This window comes from Pectobacterium jejuense (genome assembly GCF_026800125.1).
In the GTDB taxonomy this organism is placed as follows: domain Bacteria; phylum Pseudomonadota; class Gammaproteobacteria; order Enterobacterales; family Enterobacteriaceae; genus Pectobacterium; species Pectobacterium jejuense.
The window spans coordinates 1-19,723 of record NZ_JAPQKX010000008.1; the positions used below are offsets into that span (position 1 = coordinate 1).

General features: G+C 48.6%; 33 protein-coding genes. 6 read left to right on the forward strand and 27 right to left on the reverse strand.

The annotated features are described in order from the left end of the window. The first annotated feature begins 459 nt into the window (after positions 1-459). Positions 460-1,008, forward strand: a complete 549-nt coding sequence (locus NXT09_RS15130) for a gamma carbonic anhydrase family protein (RefSeq protein WP_268580207.1) — start codon at positions 460-462, stop codon at positions 1,006-1,008. On the opposite strand, the gene NXT09_RS15135 is transcribed toward NXT09_RS15130, so the two are convergent. The 6 genes from NXT09_RS15135 to dprA are packed head-to-tail and all read right to left on the reverse strand — an operon-like array spanning position 993 to position 4,800. Then, positions 993-1,250, reverse strand: coding sequence for a DUF1488 family protein (locus NXT09_RS15135; protein ID WP_268580208.1), 258 nt, complete (start codon positions 1,248-1,250; stop codon positions 993-995). The two genes, NXT09_RS15130 and NXT09_RS15135, sit on opposite strands and share 16 nt — an antisense overlap. Further along, positions 1,247-2,074 carry a shikimate dehydrogenase gene (gene aroE / locus NXT09_RS15140; protein ID WP_268580209.1) on the reverse strand — a complete coding sequence of 276 codons (828 nt, stop codon included), beginning with the start codon at positions 2,072-2,074 and terminating at the stop codon, positions 1,247-1,249. The genes NXT09_RS15135 and aroE overlap by 4 nt, the downstream gene beginning before the upstream one ends. 19 nt (positions 2,075-2,093) lie before the next feature. Next, the gene (tsaC, locus tag NXT09_RS15145) at positions 2,094-2,663 is read right to left on the reverse strand and encodes an L-threonylcarbamoyladenylate synthase type 1 TsaC (RefSeq protein ID WP_268580210.1); all 570 of its coding nucleotides are present in this window, start codon (positions 2,661-2,663) and stop codon (positions 2,094-2,096) included. Next, positions 2,656-3,213, reverse strand: a complete 558-nt coding sequence (locus NXT09_RS15150) for a DNA topoisomerase family protein (RefSeq protein ID WP_240583868.1) — start codon at positions 3,211-3,213, stop codon at positions 2,656-2,658. Before NXT09_RS15150 ends, tsaC begins: the two co-directional genes overlap by 8 nt. Before the next feature lie 20 nt (positions 3,214-3,233). Then, positions 3,234-3,707 carry a DUF494 family protein gene (locus tag NXT09_RS15155; protein WP_205554347.1) on the reverse strand — a complete coding sequence of 158 codons (474 nt, stop codon included), beginning with the start codon at positions 3,705-3,707 and terminating at the stop codon, positions 3,234-3,236. Beyond that, entirely contained in the window at positions 3,679-4,800 is a 1,122-nt protein-coding gene (gene dprA / locus NXT09_RS15160; RefSeq protein WP_268580211.1) for a DNA-protecting protein DprA, read from the reverse strand. Before dprA ends, NXT09_RS15155 begins: the two co-directional genes overlap by 29 nt. Positions 4,801-4,928: 128 nt before the next feature. Here dprA and def point away from each other — a divergent pair, with 128 nt between their 5' ends. The 5 genes from def to mscL all read left to right on the forward strand — a co-directional run bounded on the left by def (position 4,929) and on the right by mscL (position 9,707). Then, positions 4,929-5,441, forward strand: a complete 513-nt coding sequence (gene def, locus NXT09_RS15165) for a peptide deformylase (RefSeq protein WP_015841915.1) — start codon at positions 4,929-4,931, stop codon at positions 5,439-5,441. A 23-nt stretch (positions 5,442-5,464) separates the two neighbouring features. Next, positions 5,465-6,412 carry a methionyl-tRNA formyltransferase gene (gene fmt, locus NXT09_RS15170; RefSeq protein ID WP_268580212.1) on the forward strand — a complete coding sequence of 316 codons (948 nt, stop codon included), beginning with the start codon at positions 5,465-5,467 and terminating at the stop codon, positions 6,410-6,412. Positions 6,413-6,479: 67 nt separating this feature from the next. Then, positions 6,480-7,769 (forward strand): 16S rRNA (cytosine(967)-C(5))-methyltransferase RsmB, encoded by a 1,290-nt coding sequence (gene rsmB / locus NXT09_RS15175; protein ID WP_268580213.1) that lies wholly within the window; start codon positions 6,480-6,482, stop codon positions 7,767-7,769. A 56-nt stretch (positions 7,770-7,825) separates the two neighbouring features. Next, entirely contained in the window at positions 7,826-9,202 is a 1,377-nt protein-coding gene (gene trkA, locus NXT09_RS15180; protein WP_010304922.1) for a Trk system potassium transporter TrkA, read from the forward strand. Positions 9,203-9,293: 91 nt separating this feature from the next. Continuing rightward, positions 9,294-9,707, forward strand: a complete 414-nt coding sequence (gene mscL / locus NXT09_RS15185) for a large-conductance mechanosensitive channel protein MscL (RefSeq protein ID WP_014916810.1) — start codon at positions 9,294-9,296, stop codon at positions 9,705-9,707. Between the two features lie 30 nt (positions 9,708-9,737). On the opposite strand, the gene NXT09_RS15190 is transcribed toward mscL, so the two are convergent. The 21 genes from NXT09_RS15190 to rplP form a co-directional block, all read right to left on the reverse strand. Next, positions 9,738-9,950 carry an alternative ribosome-rescue factor A gene (locus tag NXT09_RS15190; RefSeq protein WP_010286032.1) on the reverse strand — a complete coding sequence of 71 codons (213 nt, stop codon included), beginning with the start codon at positions 9,948-9,950 and terminating at the stop codon, positions 9,738-9,740. A gap of 207 nt (positions 9,951-10,157) precedes the next feature. Continuing rightward, complete coding sequence (gene rplQ, locus NXT09_RS15195; RefSeq protein WP_005970246.1) at positions 10,158-10,550, reverse strand: 50S ribosomal protein L17; 393 nt, start codon at positions 10,548-10,550, stop codon at positions 10,158-10,160. Positions 10,551-10,590: 40 nt separating this feature from the next. Beyond that, on the reverse strand, positions 10,591-11,580 hold the full coding sequence (locus NXT09_RS15200; RefSeq protein WP_005970247.1) for a DNA-directed RNA polymerase subunit alpha: 990 nt from the start codon (positions 11,578-11,580) through the stop codon (positions 10,591-10,593). A 25-nt stretch (positions 11,581-11,605) separates the two neighbouring features. Beyond that, positions 11,606-12,226: a 30S ribosomal protein S4 gene (rpsD, locus tag NXT09_RS15205; protein ID WP_010286047.1), complete on the reverse strand. Its 621-nt coding sequence runs from the start codon at positions 12,224-12,226 to the stop codon at positions 11,606-11,608. A 30-nt stretch (positions 12,227-12,256) separates the two neighbouring features. Beyond that, positions 12,257-12,646, reverse strand: coding sequence for a 30S ribosomal protein S11 (gene rpsK / locus NXT09_RS15210; RefSeq protein WP_002919257.1), 390 nt, complete (start codon positions 12,644-12,646; stop codon positions 12,257-12,259). 16 nt (positions 12,647-12,662) lie between these two features. Continuing rightward, positions 12,663-13,019, reverse strand: coding sequence for a 30S ribosomal protein S13 (gene rpsM / locus NXT09_RS15215; RefSeq protein ID WP_010286058.1), 357 nt, complete (start codon positions 13,017-13,019; stop codon positions 12,663-12,665). 146 nt (positions 13,020-13,165) lie between these two features. After that, positions 13,166-13,282: a 50S ribosomal protein L36 gene (rpmJ, locus tag NXT09_RS15220; RefSeq protein WP_002227352.1), complete on the reverse strand. Its 117-nt coding sequence runs from the start codon at positions 13,280-13,282 to the stop codon at positions 13,166-13,168. A 33-nt stretch (positions 13,283-13,315) separates the two neighbouring features. Next, positions 13,316-14,647 (reverse strand): preprotein translocase subunit SecY, encoded by a 1,332-nt coding sequence (gene secY / locus NXT09_RS15225; protein ID WP_010286083.1) that lies wholly within the window; start codon positions 14,645-14,647, stop codon positions 13,316-13,318. 7 nt (positions 14,648-14,654) lie between these two features. Beyond that, positions 14,655-15,089 carry a 50S ribosomal protein L15 gene (gene rplO / locus NXT09_RS15230; RefSeq protein WP_010286086.1) on the reverse strand — a complete coding sequence of 145 codons (435 nt, stop codon included), beginning with the start codon at positions 15,087-15,089 and terminating at the stop codon, positions 14,655-14,657. A gap of 3 nt (positions 15,090-15,092) precedes the next feature. Continuing rightward, positions 15,093-15,272 (reverse strand): 50S ribosomal protein L30, encoded by a 180-nt coding sequence (rpmD, locus tag NXT09_RS15235; RefSeq protein ID WP_004846568.1) that lies wholly within the window; start codon positions 15,270-15,272, stop codon positions 15,093-15,095. A gap of 5 nt (positions 15,273-15,277) precedes the next feature. After that, the gene (gene rpsE / locus NXT09_RS15240) at positions 15,278-15,778 is read right to left on the reverse strand and encodes a 30S ribosomal protein S5 (protein WP_005970257.1); all 501 of its coding nucleotides are present in this window, start codon (positions 15,776-15,778) and stop codon (positions 15,278-15,280) included. 14 nt (positions 15,779-15,792) lie between these two features. Further along, positions 15,793-16,146, reverse strand: coding sequence for a 50S ribosomal protein L18 (rplR, locus tag NXT09_RS15245; protein WP_010286111.1), 354 nt, complete (start codon positions 16,144-16,146; stop codon positions 15,793-15,795). 9 nt (positions 16,147-16,155) lie between these two features. Further along, complete coding sequence (gene rplF / locus NXT09_RS15250; RefSeq protein ID WP_005970259.1) at positions 16,156-16,689, reverse strand: 50S ribosomal protein L6; 534 nt, start codon at positions 16,687-16,689, stop codon at positions 16,156-16,158. A gap of 12 nt (positions 16,690-16,701) precedes the next feature. Beyond that, positions 16,702-17,094 (reverse strand): 30S ribosomal protein S8, encoded by a 393-nt coding sequence (gene rpsH / locus NXT09_RS15255; protein WP_005970261.1) that lies wholly within the window; start codon positions 17,092-17,094, stop codon positions 16,702-16,704. A 33-nt stretch (positions 17,095-17,127) separates the two neighbouring features. Further along, positions 17,128-17,433 (reverse strand): 30S ribosomal protein S14, encoded by a 306-nt coding sequence (gene rpsN, locus NXT09_RS15260; RefSeq protein WP_010286114.1) that lies wholly within the window; start codon positions 17,431-17,433, stop codon positions 17,128-17,130. Positions 17,434-17,446: 13 nt separating this feature from the next. Then, complete coding sequence (gene rplE / locus NXT09_RS15265; RefSeq protein ID WP_005970265.1) at positions 17,447-17,986, reverse strand: 50S ribosomal protein L5; 540 nt, start codon at positions 17,984-17,986, stop codon at positions 17,447-17,449. A 14-nt stretch (positions 17,987-18,000) separates the two neighbouring features. Beyond that, entirely contained in the window at positions 18,001-18,315 is a 315-nt protein-coding gene (gene rplX / locus NXT09_RS15270; protein ID WP_005970267.1) for a 50S ribosomal protein L24, read from the reverse strand. A gap of 10 nt (positions 18,316-18,325) precedes the next feature. Beyond that, positions 18,326-18,697, reverse strand: coding sequence for a 50S ribosomal protein L14 (rplN, locus tag NXT09_RS15275; protein WP_000613954.1), 372 nt, complete (start codon positions 18,695-18,697; stop codon positions 18,326-18,328). A gap of 161 nt (positions 18,698-18,858) precedes the next feature. Further along, positions 18,859-19,113 (reverse strand): 30S ribosomal protein S17, encoded by a 255-nt coding sequence (gene rpsQ, locus NXT09_RS15280; RefSeq protein ID WP_010286161.1) that lies wholly within the window; start codon positions 19,111-19,113, stop codon positions 18,859-18,861. Next, positions 19,113-19,304, reverse strand: coding sequence for a 50S ribosomal protein L29 (gene rpmC / locus NXT09_RS15285; protein WP_005970272.1), 192 nt, complete (start codon positions 19,302-19,304; stop codon positions 19,113-19,115). The genes rpsQ and rpmC overlap by 1 nt, the downstream gene beginning before the upstream one ends. Continuing rightward, positions 19,304-19,714, reverse strand: a complete 411-nt coding sequence (gene rplP / locus NXT09_RS15290) for a 50S ribosomal protein L16 (RefSeq protein WP_005970273.1) — start codon at positions 19,712-19,714, stop codon at positions 19,304-19,306. Before rplP ends, rpmC begins: the two co-directional genes overlap by 1 nt. Between the last annotated feature and the right edge of the window lie 9 nt (positions 19,715-19,723).

The window sequence follows — 19,723 nt, forward strand, 5'->3', positions numbered from 1 at the left end:
GCGATGCTCAAAGAATTAGTAACTGTTTATTCGTAATGAATTTACTGTTGTTCACTCTTCAAGACTTTTTATATCGTCAAGATACGGTCTTGTGAGTGCCCACACAGATTGTCTGATTAAATTGTTAAAGAGCAGTGCGTTGTGGTCTTAACCACTTCGCGAGGTGGCGTATATTACGCTTTTCACCTTCAGAGTCAACGCTTATTTTAAAGCGTTTTCTCTTTCTTTATCGACCCGGTTGTGTATTCACAGCGCCGTGTCGATGGAGGCGCATTATAGGGATCCGTTTTCGTTACACAACAACTTTCTTGATCTTTTTTTCTGTTCGCGTGTTTTTCGACCCTTTCGATGAGATCTTACTCGATCCACGCCACTTTTCAGTTGCCGACATCCCATATCTGTCGATATTTTGTCTAATAACGAATAATCAGTATGTGGCAAATAACTACGAGGTTGTCGATGAGTGCAAAAACATTCCGTCGTTATAACGGCATTTCTCCCGTTTTAGGCGAAAGGGTCATGGTCGATCGTTCCAGCGTGGTGATTGGCAAGGTAACACTAGGCGATGATGTCGGCATCTGGCCCCTTGTCGCCATACGCGGTGATGTTAACTACATTACTATTGGTGCAAGGAGTAATGTTCAGGACGGTTCTGTACTTCATGTCACCCACTGCTCAGAGAAAAAGCCAGAAGGTAATCCGCTTATTATTGGTGAAGACGTCACAGTGGGCCATAAAGCGATGCTGCACGGTTGCCAAATAGGAAATCGGGTTCTGGTCGGAATGGGATCAATACTTTTGGACGGAGCAATTATTGAAGATGATGTCATGATTGGTGCGGGTAGCTTAGTCCCGCCAGGAAAACGGCTAGAGAAGGGACATCTATACCTCGGCAGCCCAGTCAAAAAAATTCGGCCACTCACACAGGAAGAAATAGAGGGATTGATTTACTCGGCAAACAACTACGTTCGCTGGAAAGATGAATACCTTGCTCAGGACAACGAGTAACAGCCTTCATCATCCCATTCTTCAGCAGCGATCATTTGTTCCAGTTCATCTTCAAGATCCCATCGATATTCCCTGAACAGTGCCAGCCACCGTTCAGGGCTATCACCACCATAACGTTGCTGGAGCAGCTCAGCGCTCACTAAGCATTCCTGCTGAAAGCCATTCACTAAAACAGGAAAGCGGATCGCCCTTACCTTATCATCCCAGCTTTCACGATCGGGAAACTGGATCGCCTGGTTCATTTAGCAAGATCCTGCTTTAGCAAAGCAATAACTGGCTCCACATCCGGCATAACACCATGCCAAAGTTTAAACGCATGTGCCGCTTGCCCCACCAGCATTCCCAAACCATCTGCATAATGGCGGGCACCATGCTGTACGCACCATGACAAAAATGGTGTCAGTTGCGGCAGGTAAAACATGTCATAACAGCACGTTTCCGGCGAAATGAGTTCTGTCGGTAAGTTAGGAACGCTGTCGTACATACCAGAAGATGTGGCGTTGATGATCAGATCGAACGACTGACCCTGTAAATCATCGAGAGCAACAGCGTTAATATCACCAATGTCACGGAAGATCTTAGCTAAGGCATCGGCCTTGGAAAAGGTCCTATTCGTGAGCACGACTGTACAGCCATAAGCCAGCAGAGGTTGGATAACACCCCGCGCCGCGCCGCCCGCACCAACCAACAAAACACGATCCAACGGCTTCACCAGCGCCAATCGTTGCAGATCGCTGAGCAAACCGATGCCATCAGTATTATCACCCAACAGGCGGCCGTCACTCAGCCTCTTCAATGTATTAACCGCCCCAGCAAGCGCAGCACATTCGCTACGCTCATCGGCTTCAGCAAAGGCCCGCTCTTTAAAGGGCGCTGTCACATTCGCCCCACCAGCACCATCACGAAAATGCTGGCGTAGCATCTGCTCAAAATCATCCAGAGGCGCCAACACGCGCTGGTACGTCAACGTTATCCCCGTCTGTGCAGCAAATAGCTCATGTATGCGAGGTGATTTACTATGCGCAATCGGATTGCCAAAAACCGCAAAAGACGTTACTTCAGACACGTTCCTCTCCAACTTGTCGTTACCCTTGACGAATAAGCTCGCCTGTTAATACATCCCTGATTTCTGATGGGTTCATTCTTCCGCCGACATCCCCAACTAGCACAGGAAAATCATCACCAAACTGTAGAGAAACTTCCTGAGCCGTACGGCAAGGCGGTTGACCACTTAAATTGGCACTGGTCGATACCAACGGTTTACCGTAACGCTGGCACAGTTCCTTGACTAATGGGTGGTCGCTAACGCGCACCGCAAGTGAAGAAAATTGCCCCGTTAACCACTGCGGAGTCGTGCGTTTTGCTGGCAATACCCAAGTAACCGGACCTGGCCATGTGGAAAACATCACCGCTTTCTGCTCATCGGATAACGCACTGTCATCAATATAAGAAGCCAGTTGGCTAAAATCTGCCGCAATCAGGATCAACCCTTTTTGCCAAGGGCGTTGTTTTAACGCCAGCAGGCGATTAACCGCCACCTCACTATCAGGATCGCAGCCCAACCCAAATACCGCTTCCGTCGGGTACGCAATAACCTGCTCGTTATGTAACTCCCGCAAAATGGGAATCATTAGTTCATCAGACACATCACTCATTCTTATCAACTTCTGCCGCTATCGGTTTTCCACATAATTTACTGGCACAAAATAGCTTGATGCCTTGTGCCGTTTTTTTCTCAAACAATAAAGCGTAATGGCAAGAAGGGCATTCACCCGCTATCGGCTTATGGTTTAACGTAAACTGGCAATCGGGATAGCGATCGCAAGAATGAAACACCTTGCCGTAGCGAGATTTACGCTGCAACAGCGTGCCTTCATTACACTGTGGACATCGAATCTCCGTATCATCAGGGCGATCGATAGTCTCGGTATGATGGCATTCAGGGTAATTGCCACAGCCGATGAACATCCCATAACGGCCTTGCCGTAAGACCAGGGTCGACTGACAAAGCGGACATTGCTGCCCATCTAACACCTTGACGATATGTCCATCAGCTTGTGCTTTCAGCGGACGAATGAACTCACATTCTGGATACGCAGAACAGCCAAGAAATGGGCCGTGCCGACCAGAACGGATAACCAGCACTGACCCACAGTCTGGACACATTTCCTGTTTTTTTTCAGCAAACAGTGCAGGCTTAGCCATTCGAACTGTTATTCCTCTGGCTATTGCACATAACCGTCATTGACCTCAAAGAGTAATTCTTCCATTTGCTGATAAGCATTCTCACAACCAGGTACATTGAAAAGCACCATGAGAATGACCCACTTCAGATCTTCCAGATCAAATTCCTGCGTTTCCAACGCCATGACGCGTTCAATAATCATTTCCCGCGTTTCAAGGTTCAGAACCTGAATTTGCTCAAGGAACAATAAAAAGCCACGACATTCCGCATCAAGACGCAGCGCCTCATCCTGCGTATAGATCCGTATAGCAAGAGGATCGTTCGCCAAATAAAGCGGCGCAGTCTGCCCTTCCTGAATATCGGCCAGTTTCTCCAACCAACTCAACGCGCTATAAATATCGTTACGATGGAATCCAGCGCGGGTGAGGTCATCAGTTAACGTATCCTGATCGACACGCATTTCAGTTTCATTGTGGATGTAGCTCTCAAACAAGTACATGAGTACGTCGAACATGGCCTGCCCTCCTTAATCGGACATAGCCGCCGGGTACTGCTGCGATCCATCCTGCTAACTCCAGCTCTAATAGCTTAGTGACTATCTCTGGCACAGGTTGGCCGGCGCGTTCAGCGACAACGTCAACAGGTGTAACCTCATCTCCTACGTTAGCCAACACATCGGCAAATGGCAATTCGCCATCCTCTTCTTCGTTAGAAATAGTTTGCCCGCTTTCCATCGGCAGCCACCGTAACTCACTCACCACCTGCTCAAGAATATCTTTCGGATGTGTAACCAGACTGGCTCCTTGCTGGATCAACCAGTGTGTTCCCTCAGTCATCGGGTTACCAATCGGCCCCGGCAGAGCAAAAACTTCCCGTCCTTGTTCCAAAGCATAACGCGCAGTGACCAACGACCCACTGCGGATAGTCGCTTCAATGACTAGAACACCCAGCCCTAGCCCGCTGATAATACGATTTCTTCTGGGAAAGTTGGTTGGGAAAGGCGGCATCGCGAGGGGAAATTCGGAGACCAACGCGCCACCACCGCCACAGATACGTTCGGCAAGCTTAGCGTGCCGCTTGGGATAAATATTCTTCAGCCCACTTCCCAGCACTGCAATGGTTCGCCCTCCCGCATCCAAAGCAGCACGATGAGCAATACCATCAATGCCAATCGCTAGCCCGCTTGTCACCGTGAGTTCATTCGCGGCAAGCTCTTGAGCGAAAAAGCATCCCCAGCGTTCACCGTAAGCACTACTCCCCCGGCTACCAATAATCGATATTTGTGGCGATGCCAGTAACTCAGGAGAACCAGAAACAAAGAGCAGAAGCGGAAAATCACGAATATTGCTCAACAGAAAAGGATATAAGGCATCTTCGCACGTCACGATATGATGATTAGGATGAGACAACCAGTTGAGAGTTTCTTCCAGGATCTTACGATCGTAGGTACAGAATTGGGCTATTTGAGTATCAGACAGGCCTAACGCCCCCAAAATCTCATTATCGAACGAGTTTAAGTCAATAAGCTTTCTGACAATCGCCCAAGCACGTCTGGCCCCCAGATGCCGTACGCCCGTCATACGTAGCCAGATTTCCATTGATCGCATCGGTGTCCCTTACTCCGCCCTGTTCAGATAAGTGCTGCAATTCAGTGCCGATGCTGTCAATCGAGGAAGGAAATGTCTAGAATGAGGGCTAAGACTCTCTCACTATTCAGATACAGATCTAAACATATATGGCAGTTTTGCAGGTATTACATTTTCCAGACGAGCGGCTCCGCATCACTGCGCAACCCGTAAAAGAAGTCAATGCAGATATTCAACGTATCGTGGATGATATGTTCGATACCATGTACGAAGAAGAAGGTATTGGGCTGGCTGCGACACAGGTGGATATTCATCAGCGTATTATTGTTATCGACGTCTCTGAAGAACGAGACCAACGACTGGTGCTGATCAATCCCGAGCTGATTGAAAAGAGCGGCGATACGGGCATCGAAGAGGGTTGCCTGTCGATCCCTGAAACGCGCGCGCTGGTTCCTCGTGCAGAGCATGTGAAAGTGCGCGCATTGGATCGTGAAGGTAAGACGTTCGAACTTGAAGCAAGCGAGCTACTCGCCATTTGTATTCAGCATGAAATGGACCATCTGGTTGGGAAACTGTTTATCGATTACCTTTCCCCGCTTAAACGCCAGCGCATTCGTCAAAAACTGGAAAAACTGGCTAAGCAGAATAGTCGAGCCCGATAATTTTCATCCTGACAGGAAGCACCGTGTCTGATTCTTTACGCATAATCTTTGCCGGAACCCCTGACTTTGCCGCGCGTCACCTTGACGCGCTTTTATCATCCGGACATGAAATCGTTGGCGTTTTCACCCAGCCCGATCGTCCAGCAGGCAGGGGCAACAAGCTCACTCCCAGTCCGGTAAAAGTACTGGCAGAGCAGCATAGCATCCCCGTTTTCCAGCCTAAATCTCTGCGGCCGGAAGAAAATCAAGCGATGGTTCAGGCATTAAATGCCGATGTTATGGTCGTTGTCGCCTACGGTCTAATTCTGCCGCAGCCCGTGTTATCCATGCCTCGCCTTGGCTGCATTAATGTTCACGGTTCTCTGTTGCCTCTCTGGCGTGGCGCGGCCCCCATTCAACGTGCATTGTGGGCTGGGGATAGTGAAACCGGCGTGACGATCATGCAAATGGATGTTGGACTCGATACTGGCGCAATGCTGCACAAAATTTCGTGCCCGATCCTGCCACAGGATACCAGTGCAACGTTGTACGATAAACTTGCTGAGCTGGGCCCACGTGGCTTATTGGAAACGCTGGAGCAGCTTGCTGATGGCAGCGCTGTTGCTGAAACACAAAATGATGCCCTTGCCACCTATGCAGAAAAGCTCAGCAAAGAAGAAGCTCGTCTCAACTGGCAGTTATCTGCCGAGAAGCTTGAGCGTTGTATTCGTGCTTTTAATCCTTGGCCAGTCAGCTATTTCATCGTCGATGAACAACCAGTGAAAGTCTGGAAAGCTGAAGTCATCGCCAAAGCACATGGCTCACAGCCCGGTACAATCATACAGGCAGACAAGCAGGGCATTCAGGTAGCAACAGCCGATGGCATCTTGAATATTCAGGAATTGCAGCCCGCAGGCAAAAAAGTCATGGGCGCGCAGGATCTGCTTAACTCACGTCGTGAGTGGTTCGTTCCCGGTAATACACTGGACTAATCTATTTTTCATACCGGCACCATGCCGGTATATCCTCTCTCTTTTACGTATACGTCATCGCTAACACATGAAAAGCTCATACAATCTACGCAGTATTGCCGCAAAAGTGGTGGGACAGGTACTGGATCAGGGACAATCACTCAGTGCCTTATTACCTGTTCATCAGCGTGAAGTCTCCGATAAAGATCGCGCACTTTTGCAAGAGCTTTGCTTCGGCGTATTACGCGTTTTACCGCAGTTGGAATGGTGCATTCAACAACTGATGGCCAAACCTCTGACGGGTAAACAACGCACGCTGCACTACCTCATCATGGTCGGCATCTACCAGCTACATTACACTCGGATCCCGCCACATGCAGCCCTGGCAGAAACAGTAGAAGGTGCCGTCGCATTAAAGCGGCCACAGCTCAAAGGACTGATTAATGGCGTATTACGCCAATTTCAGCGTCAGCAGGAAGAACTGATTCAACGTGAGGCAACTCACTCATCTCACTACCTGCATCCAAGCTGGCTGCTGGCCCGCATTGAGCGTGCCTATCCAAATCACTGGCAAAACATCATTGAGGCGAATAATCAACGCCCCCCAATGTGGCTACGTGTGAATCGATTACACCACACACGTGAAACGTATTTAAACTTGTTAGAGCAAGAGGGAATCGAAGCATTTCCTCATGCTGAATACAGCGATGCGATACGACTTGCAGCTCCCTGTGCGGTCGATCAATTGCCAGGATTTTCGCAAGGGTGGGCAACGGTACAGGATGCATCGGCTCAAGGTTGCGTCTATTGGCTCGATCCACAGGATGGCGAACAGATCCTCGATCTCTGCGCTGCGCCTGGCGGAAAAACGACACACATTTTAGAGGCGGCACCAAAATCTCACGTGCTCGCTGTCGATGTTGATGAAACACGTTTAGGTCGGGTAAAAGAAAATTTACTACGACTACAAATGCATGCTGAAGTAAAACAAGGTGATGGACGTTACCCCGATTCATGGTGCGAAGGACGTGTGTTTGATCGCATTCTGTTGGATGCCCCTTGCTCGGCCACTGGTGTGATTCGCCGTCATCCTGATATTAAGTGGTTGCGCCGAGACAGAGACATCGAGGAGCTAGTGGCATTGCAAAAAGAAATTCTTGACGCCATCTGGCCACATCTCAAAACAGGCGGCACGATGGTCTATGCGACCTGCTCTATTCTGCCACAAGAAAATATCCAACAAGTTGCTGATTTCTTGACTCGCCATATCGATGCAACGCTTATCGATACAGGAACAAGAGAGATGCCGGGTATACAGATGCTTCCCCATGCCGATGGTGGTGATGGTTTCTTTTATGCGAAGCTGGTAAAAAACTGATATTGAACCCAGTATTGTCTGCAACAGACAGCAATCAATAAACGGCATGGCTTATTATGAAAATTATCATTCTTGGCGCGGGTCAGGTCGGCGGAACACTGGCGGAAAATTTAGCGGGTGAAAACAATGACATCACTGTCGTTGATACTGATGCAAATCGGTTACGCCAGCTTCAGGATAAATTTGACCTGCGTGTCGTTACAGGCTATGCCTCTCATCCACGCGTGCTGCGTGAAGCGGGAGCAGAAGATGCTGATATGCTGGTCGCCGTTACCAATTCAGATGAAACGAATATGGTAGCCTGCCAGATTGCTTATTCTCTTTTCAAAACACCAAACCGGATTGCGCGCATTCGTGCCGCTGAATACATTCGTGAATCAGAACAGCTGTTTTTACCAGAAGCGGTTCCCATTGATCACCTGATCTCCCCGGAACAGTTGGTGATCGATAACATTTACAAACTGATCGAATATCCCGGAGCACTTCAGGTCGTCAACTTCGCTGAAGGCAAAGTGAGTCTTGCGGCAGTTAATGCCTACTATGGTGGTCCACTGGTCGGTAATGCGCTCACCTCTCTCCGTGAACACATTCCTCACGTGGATACCCGCGTTGCGGCTATTTTTCGTCACGATCGCCCGATTCGCCCACAGGGCTCCACCATTATCGAAGCTGGAGATGAGGTGTTTTTTGTCGCCGCTTCACAGCATATTCGTGCGGTGATGAGTGAACTGCAGCGCCTTGAAAAACCGTATAAAAGGATCATGATCGTTGGTGGCGGGAACGTCGGTGCAGGATTAGCGCAGCGGTTAGAAAAAGACTACAGCATAAAATTGATAGAACGAAATGCAGACCGAGCTGTGGAACTGGCTGAGCTTCTGCAAAATACAGTCGTATTCCATGGCGATGCTTCAGATCAAGAACTCCTCGCCGAAGAGCATATCGAGCAGATCGATGTATTCATCGCCATTACCAACGATGACGAAGCGAATATTATGTCAGCTATGCTGGCTAAACGCATGGGCGCGAAAAAAGTAATGGTCCTTATCCAGCGTCGGGCTTATGTCGATCTGGTTCAGGGCAGCGTCATCGATGTCGCAATATCCCCACAGCAGGCAACAATTTCTGCGCTACTCAGCCATGTCCGTAAGGCGGATATTGTTAGTGTATCCTCTTTACGTCGTGGTGTAGCCGAAGCAATCGAGGCCATCGCCCATGGAGATGAGGGCACATCGAAAGTTGTCGGCAGAATGATCGAAGATATTAAGCTTCCACCCGGTACGACCATCGGTGCAATCGTTCGCGGTGATGATGTCATCATTGCCAACGCAAATAGCAAAATTGAACAAGGTGATCATGTCATCATGTTCTTGGCTGACAAGAAATTTGTGCCTGATGTTGAACGTCTATTTCAACCGAGTCCCTTCTTTTTATAATGTGGGAACAGCTTTATTACTAATCGATAATCTGGCAAAGATACGGCTATTGGTTAGAATTAATTTATAAATTTTGGCAAGGAGAACGGATATGAGCATCATTAAAGAATTCAGAGAGTTTGCCATGCGTGGCAACGTTGTCGATTTGGCGGTGGGTGTCATTATTGGTGCAGCTTTCGGCAAAATCGTCTCTTCTCTGGTATCAGATATTATTATGCCGCCACTTGGGCTTTTGATTGGTGGTGTCGATTTTAAACAATTCAGCCTTATTCTTCGTGATGCACAAGGCGAAATTCCTGCCGTCGTCATGAATTATGGCGCTTTCATCCAGAATATTTTCGACTTTGTCATCGTCGCTTTCGCGATTTTTATAGCGATCAAGCTTATGAATAAAATGCGTCGTAAACAGGAAGATACCCCTGCAGCACCGCCAAAACCTAGCGCAGAAGAAAAGCTCTTAGCTGAAATTCGCGACTTACTAAAAGAACAACAGACTAGACAGTAAGAATTGAGTTTCTGCTTAGACTCAGTATCGTTAAGCAGAAAGTAGAAAGGCCAGAGGTAAATAATCATTTGATTGCTTACCACTGGCCTCCCAGTTACCTTTCTTCATGTGCTTCTCTTTTCTACGATAACTTCCTTTCCCTTTCTCATTCACTTCAATTCGTTGGCGAAACAGTGGGTCATGTAGCAATGCCTCAATGGCGTTGTCCTGGATTTTCCCACGTTTATGGCGATATGTGGTCATCATTACTCCTGAGGAACTCGGGTTGGTATGTACATCAATAAAACGTGCAGAGTATATAGTCGAAATGGGTAGATGAGAACAGGTGGGATGTATTTTTCAGCTCACTCAGACACAGGTAGTTGCTTACCATGTACATTTATGCGAAAGCATGACTTATTTCAGATATAAAAAAACCGGGTTTCCCCGGTTTTTTTATGCTCTTACAGATTACTCTGCAGTAGCCACTTCTTCTGTCTGCGAAACTGAGCGATCAACGAGCTCGATGTATGCCATCGGCGCATTGTCACCAGCACGGAAGCCACACTTCAGAATACGAGTGTAACCACCGGCACGGCTCGCGAAACGCGGGCCCAGTTCATTAAACAGTTTTGCCACGATCTCGTTATCACGAGTACGGGCGAATGCCAGACGACGATTAGCAACGCTGTCGGTCTTGGCAAGAGTAATCAGCGGTTCAACAACGCGACGCAGCTCTTTCGCTTTCGGCAGGGTCGTCTTGATGATTTCATGACGAACCAAAGAACTAGCCATGTTACGGAACATAGCCTGACGATGGCTGCTGTTACGGTTCAGTTGACGACCACTCTTACGATGGCGCATGACCTTATCCTTCTCAGTAAAACCTTAACCTGTGATCTGGTTACTCATCAGCAATGCTTGCCGGTGGCCAGTTTTCCAGGCGCATGCCCAGAGACAGACCACGGGAAGCCAGTACGTCTTTAATCTCAGTAAGAGATTTTTTACCAAGGTTAGGCGTTTTGAGCAGCTCAACCTCGGTACGCTGTACCAGATCACCGATGTAGTGGATAGCTTCTGCCTTAAGGCAGTTAGCAGAGCGGACAGTCAATTCCAGATCGTCAACAGGGCGCAGCAGAATCGGATCGAACTCTGGTTTCTCTTCTTTAACTTCTGGCTGACGAACATCACGTAAGTCAACAAAAGCTTCAAGTTGTTCAGCCAGAATGGTAGCCGCACGGCGAATCGCCTCTTCAGGATCGATCGTGCCATTGGTTTCCATTTCGATGACTAGCTTGTCCAGGTCAGTACGCTGTTCTACACGAGCTGCTTCAACATTGTAGGCAATACGCTCTACAGGGCTGTAGCAAGCATCAACTAACAGACGACCGATTGGGCGCTCATCTTCTTCCGTATGAATACGGGCAGATGCCGGCACATAACCACGACCACGTTGAACTTTGATACGCATGCTAATAGATGCGTTCTCATCGGTCAGATGGCAAATTAAGTGCTGCGGCTTGACGATTTCGACATCACCATCATGGATGATGTCGGCTGCAGTCACAGGGCCAATGCCAGATTTATTCAGGGTAAGAATAACTTCATCTTTGCCTTGAACTCTCACCGCCAGCCCTTTCAGGTTGAGCAGGATTTCCAGGATATCTTCCTGTACGCCTTCTTTGGTGCTGTACTCATGCAGTACACCATCAATCTCAACCTCGGTCACCGCGCAACCTGGCATGGATGAAAGCAGAATACGGCGCAGTGCGTTGCCAAGAGTATGGCCGAAGCCCCGCTCTAATGGCTCAAGGGTCACCTTGGCGTGCGTCGAACTCACTTGCTCGATATCAACCAGGCGCGGTTTTAGAAACTCTGTCACAGAACCCTGCATTGTGTCCTCTCTTTGGTACTAAGCTTTACTTGGAGTAAAGCTCGACGATCAGGTGTTCATTAATGTCCGCAGACAGATCGGTACGTTCAGGAATACGTTTGAACACACCTTCCATCTTGGCAGCATCAACTTCCAGCCAAGTTGGCTTTTCACGCTGTTCAGCCAGCTCCAGAGCGGCTTTCACGCGAGATTGCTTTTTAGCTTTCTCACGGATGCTGACTACGTCATTCGGGGATACCTGATAAGAAGCGATGCTAACAACGCGACCGTTTACCATGATAGCTTTGTGGCTTACCATCTGACGTGCTTCAGCACGAGTGGCACCAAAACCCATACGATAAACAACGTTATCCAGACGACCTTCCAGCAGTTGCAGCAGGTTTGCACCTGTGTTGCCTTTCAGACGTGCAGCTTCTTTATAATAGTTACGGAACTGACGCTCCAGAACACCGTAGATACGGCGAACTTTTTGCTTTTCACGCAACTGTACACCATAGTCAGACAGACGCGGTTTACGCGCACCGTGCTGGCCAGGAGCTTGTTCAATTTTACACTTGGAATCGATCGCACGAACACCAGACTTCAGGAACAGGTCGGTGCCTTCACGACGGCTCAGCTTGAGCTTAGGACCCAAATATCTTGCCATTTTCTTTCTCCAACAATCCTAAAAGCGGCGTTATACGCGGCGCTTTTTCGGCGGACGACAACCGTTATGAGGGATCGGAGTCACATCAGTAATATTAGTGATGCGGAAACCAGCCGCGTTCAATGCGCGGATAGTAGACTCACGGCCCGGACCAGGTCCTTTAACCATAACTTCCAGGTTCTTAATACCGTACTCTTTCACGGCCTCTGCGCAACGTTCTGCAGCTACCTGAGCAGCGAACGGCGTAGATTTACGAGAACCACGGAAGCCGGAACCACCGGCAGTTGCCCAACCCAGCGCATTACCCTGACGATCAGTAATGGTTACGATGGTGTTGTTGAAAGAAGCATGGATATGAGCCACACCGTCAGAGACTTGCTTTCTTACACGCTTACGTGCACGAATAGGTGCCTTTGCCATTATTCAATCACCCCGATTATTTCTTGATCGGTTTGCGCGGACCCTTACGGGTACGGGCGTTAGTCTTGGTACGCTGACCGCGAACCGGCAGACCACGACGATGACGCAAACCACGATAAGTACCAAGGTCCATAAGACGCTTGATGCTCAGGGTAACTTCACGACGCAGATCACCTTCTACAACAAACTTGGCAACTTCGTCACGCAGCTTATCGATTTGCTCTTCAGACAGCTCACTGATCTTAACATCTTCGGCAATCCCTGTTGCAGCACAAATAGCCTGCGACCGGGTTTTACCGATACCGAAAATCGACGTTAACGCAATAACGGTATGTTTATGATCAGGAATGTTAATGCCTGCTATACGGGCCACTATGCACTCCTACAATTTTATACAGCAACACCATTCTGAAAAGCCCGTTTTCAGGATACTCAAATAATGTTGCAGCTACATACAAAAGATTGGCTGGCTAATCTAGCCAGCTCAATCCAACTTTGCAAGAAAAATATGCGAGATAATCAGCCTTGACGCTGTTTATGCTTCGGCTCGGCACTGCAGATCACACGAACGACACCGTTACGCTTAACAATCTTACAGTTACGACATAATTTCTTGACGGAAGCACGAACTTTCATTTTTACTCTCCGTAACTTCTCAAGCTCACCTAATTAACGGTTATAGCCTTTCAGGTTTGCTTTCTTCAATGCAGACTCATATTGACTCGACATCATCAGAGTTTGCACTTGAGCCATAAAGTCCATGATGACGACAACAACGATCAATAAAGATGTACCCCCGAAATAGAAAGGTACTTTCATTGCGTCACGCATAAACTCCGGGATCAGGCAGATAAAAGTAATATACATCGCACCAATCAGAGTCAGGCGAGTCATCACTTTATCGATATATTTCGCCGTTTGCTCTCCCGGACGAATTCCTGGCACGAATGCACCGGACTTCTTCAGGTTATCTGCTGTTTCGCGCGGGTTGAAAACCAACGCAGTGTAGAAGAAACAGAAGAAGATGATTGCAGACGCATAGAGTAACACATAAAGCGGTTGTCCGGGCTGCAAATAGAGCGAAATAGTTGTCAGCCAGTTCCAACCGGTACCGCCCCCAAACCAAGATGCAATCGTGGCTGGGAACAGAATAATACTGGAGGCGAAAATTGCAGGGATAACCCCAGCCATGTTCACCTTCAGCGGTAAATGCGTACTCTGTGCTGCATAAACACGACGACCCTGTTGACGTTTTGCATAGTTAACGACGATACGACGTTGACCACGTTCAACGAAAACAACGAAGAAGGTTACTGCAAACACTAAAACTGCAACCAACAGCAACAGGAGGAAGTGCAGGTCGCCTTGCCGAGCTTGCTCGATGGTATGGCCAATGGCCGGCGGTAGTCCCGCAACAATACCAGCGAAGATTATGATCGAGATACCGTTACCGATACCACGTTCCGTAATCTGTTCTCCCAGCCACATCAGGAACATTGTCCCAGTAACCAGGCTCACAACAGCGGTAAAGTAGAAAGCAAAACCTGGATTTATCACCAAGTCTTGCATTCCAGGCATATTCGGCAAACCGGTAGCAATACCGATCGACTGGAATATAGCCAATACCAAGGTACCGTAGCGGGTATACTGGCTAATCTTACGACGGCCAGCTTCCCCTTCTTTCTTTATTTCAGCTAACGCGGGATGAACCACCGTCAGCAACTGGATAATAATCGACGCCGAAATATACGGCATAATACCCAGTGCAAAGATAGAAGCACGGCTGAGAGCACCACCAGAGAACATGTTAAACATTTCAATGATGGTGCCTCGCTGCTGTTCAAGCAATTTGGCAAGCACAGTGGCATCAATACCAGGAATTGGGATAAAAGAGCCAATACGGAAAACAATTAGCGCACCGATAACAAACAAAAGTCTGCGCTTCAGTTCACCAACTCCGCCTTTAGCACTTTGAAAATCTAATCCTGGTTGCTTAGCCATCTGCTACTTATTCCTCAATTTTACCGCCAGCAGTTTCGATAGCAGCACGAGCACCTTTAGTGACACGCAGACCACGAATCGTTACCGGACGAGCAACTTCACCAGACAGAATCACTTTCGCGAACTCAATCTGAATGCCAATAACATTAGCGGCTTTCAGCGTATTCAGGTCAACCACATCGCCTTCTACTTTAGCTAAATCAGACAGACGAACTTCTGCCGTGATCATCGCTTTGCGAGAAGTAAAACCGAATTTCGGCAGACGACGATATAAAGGCATCTGACCACCTTCAAAACCACGACGCACGCCACCGCCAGAACGAGAGTTCTGACCTTTGTGACCACGACCACTGGTTTTGCCCAGGCCAGAACCAATACCACGACCTAAACGCTTCGGTGCGTGTTTAGCACCTTCGGCCGGAGACAGAGTATTTAAACGCATCTGTTACTCCTCTACTTTAACCATGTAGGAAACCGCGTTGACCATACCGCGAACCGCAGGAGTATCCTCACGTTCAACTGTATGACCAATACGACGCAGACCCAGGCCAAGCAGTGTCGCCTTATGTTTCGGCAGACGACCGATTGCACTACGGGTTTGAGTAATTTTAATAGTCTTTGCCACGGTCATTACCCCAGAATTTCTTCAACGGATTTACCACGCTTGGCAGCGACCATTTCCGGGGACTTCATATTGGCCAAACCATCAATCGTTGCACGAACCACGTTAATCGGGTTAGTGGAACCATAGGCTTTAGCCAATACGTTGTGAACCCCTGCAACTTCCAAAACGGCGCGCATTGCACCACCGGCAATAATACCGGTACCTTCGGAAGCTGGCTGCATGAACACACGAGAACCCGTGTGAGCACCTTTAACTGGGTGCTGCAGGGTGCCGTTGTTCAGCGCGACATTCATCATATTGCGACGGGCTTTTTCCATCGCTTTCTGGATCGCTGCTGGAACTTCGCGAGCTTTACCGTAACCAAAACCAACGCGGCCGTTGCCATCACCCACTACAGTCAGTGCGGTGAAGCTGAAAATACGACCACCTTTAACGGTTTTAGATACGCGATTTACCGCGATCAGCTTTTCCTGCAGTTCGCCAGCTTGTTTCTCGATGTGAGCCATCTTACACCTCTACCTTAGAACTGAAGGCCAGCTTCACGGGCAGCATCTGCCAGTGCTTGGACTCGACCATGATATTGGAAACCGGAACGGTCGAAAGAGACATCTTTAATGCCTTTTTCTAACGCGCGTTCTGCAATAGCTTTACCTATTGCACTTGCTGCGTCTTTATTACCGGTAGACTTCAGTTGTTCAGCGATAGCTTTTTCTACAGTAGAAGCGGCTACCAGGACTTCAGAACCGTTCGGTGCAATGACCTGCGCATAAATATGGCGTGGAGTACGATGTACCACCAGACGCGTCGCACCCAGTTCCTGGAGCTTGCGGCGTGCGCGGGTCGCACGACGGATACGAGCTGCTTTCTTATCCATAGTGTTACCTTACTTCTTCTTAGCCTCTTTGGTACGCACGACTTCGTCGGCGTAACGGACACCCTTGCCTTTATAAGGCTCAGGACGACGGTAGGCGCGTAATTCCGCAGCAACCTGACCAATAACCTGCTTATCAGCACCTTTCAGTACGATTTCAGTTTGGCTTGGGCATTCTGCAGTAATACCTGCCGGCAGTGCATGCTCTACTGGGTGAGAAAACCCGAGAGACAGGTTAACCACGTTGCCTTTAACAGCAGCACGGTAACCAACACCAACCAGTTGCAGCTTCTTAGTGAAGCCTTCGGTAACACCGATAACCATTGCGTTCAACAGAGCACGAGTGGTACCCGCTTGGGCCCATCCGTCAACAAAACCTTCGCGCGGAGCGAAAGTCAGAGCGTTGTCAGCTTGTTTCACTTCAACAGCATCGTGGATCTTACGACTCAGCTCGCCGTTTTTACCCTTAATCGAAACATCCTGACCGTTGAGTTTTACCTCTACGCCGGCAGGAATGACGACGGGTGCTTTTGCAACACGAGACATTTTTCCTCCCGATTAAGCTACGTAGCAGATAATCTCGCCACCAAGACCAGCCTGGCGAGCTGCACGATCAGTCATAACACCTTTAGAGGTAGAAACAACTGCGATACCCAAACCGGCCATAACTTTTGGCAGCTCATCTTTTCTTTTATAGATGCGCAGACCTGGACGGCTTACTCGCTGAATGCTTTCTACCACTGCCTTGCCCTGGAAATATTTAAGTTCTAATTCCAGAACTGGCTTGGTGTCGCCTTCGATTTTGAAATCTTCAATGTAACCTTCTTCCTTCAGCACGTTGGCAATTGCCACTTTCAGCTTGGAGGAAGGCATGGTGACCGCAACTTTGTTCGCGGCTTGACCGTTACGGATACGGGTCAGCATATCCGCGATCGGATCTTGCATGCTCATCTGTCTTTACTCCCGTGATTCAATTGGTGACAATTACCAGCTAGCCTTTTTCAGACCCGGAATTTCACCGCGCATAGCGGCTTCACGGACCTTGATACGGCTCAACCCGAACTTCCGCAGGAAAGCGTGCGGACGACCAGTTTGGCGGCAGCGGTTACGCTGACGAGACGGGCTGGAATCACGCGGCAGAGTCTGCAGCTTAAGAACTGCATCCCAACGATCTTCGTCGGATGAGTTCACACCAGAGATGATAGCTTTCAATTCCTCGCGTTTAGCGCGGTATTTTTCAGCCAGTTTCACACGAACAACTTCGCGTGCTTTCATGGATTGCTTAGCCATTAGTAACCCTACCTTACTTGCGGAATGGGAAGTTAAAGGCGGCCAACAGCGCACGGCCTTCATCATCGGATTTCGCAGTAGTGGTAATGGTAATGTCCAAACCACGAACGCGATCGACTTTATCGTAGTCGATTTCCGGGAAGATGATCTGCTCACGCACACCCATGCTGTAGTTACCACGACCATCGAATGACTTAGCGGACAAGCCACGGAAGTCACGAATACGCGGTACAGCAATGGAAATCAGACGCTCAAGGAACTCCCACATGCGTTCGCCACGCAGAGTTACTTTACAGCCGATCGGATAGCCCTGACGGATTTTGAAGCCTGCAACAGATTTGCGTGCTTTGGTGATCAACGGTTTTTGACCGGAGATTGCTGCCAGATCAGCTGCTGCGTTATCCAGCAGTTTCTTGTCAGCGATCGCTTCACCAACACCCATATTCAGGGTGATCTTCTCGACCCGAGGGACTTGCATGACAGAATTGTAGTTAAACTCAGTCATGAGTTTTTTAACTACTTCGTCTTTGTAGTAATCATGCAGTTTCGCCATCGTACTACTCCAAATTACTTGATAGTTTCGCTATTAGATTTAAAGAAACGGACTTTTTTTCCGTCTTCGAATCTAAAGCCTACACGGTCAGCCTTACCAGTTGCCGCATTGAAGATTGCAAGGTTAGAAACTTGAATTGCAGCTTCTTTTTCAACGATGCCACCTGGTTGGTTCAGGGCCGGAACCGGCTTCTGATGTTTTTTAACCAGGTTAATACCTTCAACAATGACCTTACTAGCAGACAGGACATTTTTTACTTTACCGCGCTTACCTTTATCTTTACCGGTTAGCACAATAACTTCGTCATCACGACGGATTTTCGCTGCCATGATTCGCTCCTTAAAGTACTTCTGGTGCCAGAGAGATAATTTTCATGAACTTCTCATTACGCAGTTCACGAGTTACCGGCCCAAAAATACGCGTACCGATAGGCTGTTCGCTGTTATTATTTAAAATAACGCAAGCATTGCCATCGAAGCGAATGACAGAACCGTCCGGGCGACGAACACCCTTCTTGGTGCGCACCACTACCGCCTTCAGAACATCGCCTTTCTTCACCTTACCGCGAGGAATTGCTTCCTTGATGGTAATTTTGATGATATCGCCGACGCCTGCGTAGCGACGGTGCGAGCCACCTAGAACCTTGATACACATTACGCGACGTGCACCGGAATTATCGGCCACGTTCAGCATAGTCTGTTCTTGGATCATTTTAGTGCTCCGCTTGTCAACTACTACTCTAGGACCCTTTCGGGCCATTAAATACCCCATAATTGAGGGCGCAGCATTATAACACCGCTTCCTTGGTATGGGTAGAAAAAATAAACGGCCCTTTGCAGAGCCGTTTATCATAAGAGAAGAGCGCTACTTTATTACAGAATCGCTTTCTCTACAACGCGAACAAGTGTCCAAGACTTATTTTTGGACAGCGGACGGCATTCGCGGATTTCAACCACGTCACCGATACCGCATTCATTGTTCTCGTCATGTACGTGCAGCTTAGTCGTACGCTTAATGAATTTACCGTAAAGCGGGTGTTTCACAAAACGTTCGATAGCAACAACCATGGATTTCTCCATTTTGTCGCTTACAACACGACCTTGCAGAGTACGGATTTTATCGGTCATTACGCACCCGCCTTCTCAGTCAGTAAAGTCTTAACACGTGCAATATTGTGACGCACTTGTTTTACCAGGTGAGTCTGTTGCAACTGACCACTGGCAGCCTGCATACGCAGGTTAAATTGCTCGCGCAGCAGGCCGAGCAGTTCAGTGTTCAGCTCTTCGACGCTTTTTTCACGCAGCTCATTTGCTTTCATTACATCACCGTCTTAGTTACAAAGGTGGTTTTGATAGGCAGTTTCGCTGCTGCCAGTTGGAATGCCTCACGGGCTAACTCTTCCGGCACACCGTCCATTTCGTACAGGACTTTACCTGGCTGAATCAAGGCAACCCAATATTCCACGTTACCTTTACCTTTACCCATACGAACTTCAAGCGGTTTCTCGGTGATCGGTTTGTCCGGGAATACACGGATCCAGATCTTACCTTGACGCTTAACAGCACGGGTCATGGCACGACGTGCAGCTTCGATTTGACGAGCAGTCAGGCGACCGCGGCCAACAGCTTTCAGACCGAAAGTGCCGAAGCTAACATCCGTACCCTGCGCCAGACCACGGTTGCGGCCCTTGTGCACCTTACGGAATTTTGTACGCTTTGGTTGTAACATCAGCGACTC